At 56.5% G+C, this 248-nt stretch carries 1 pseudogene; it reads left to right on the forward strand.

What is annotated here, in order from left to right:
* Positions 1–248: pseudogene (locus B3V69_RS01180) on the forward strand (lipid-A-disaccharide synthase); the annotation flags it as partial.

The raw sequence follows: 248 nt of genomic DNA on the forward strand, positions 1-248 counted from the left end.
GGAAGCCGTAAATCCGAAATTCAACACTTGGCCTTGAGGTTCTTTCAGGCTGCAGCCCTCGTAAAACATGCACGACCAGCTATCAAATTCATAGTGCCTGCGGTGCCATCGCTGAAAACAGCCATAGAACAGGCCGCCCGCGCCAGCGGGCTTTTGAACCACCTGCAGATCGTCGAAGGCCAGTCTCATACGGTTCTGGCCGCCTGCGATGTCACCTTGATTGCCAGCGGTACCGCCACGCTGGAAGC

Source organism: Rhodoferax sp. UBA5149 (genome assembly GCF_002413825.1).
In the GTDB taxonomy this organism is placed as follows: Bacteria; Pseudomonadota; Gammaproteobacteria; order Burkholderiales; family Burkholderiaceae_C; genus Rhodoferax.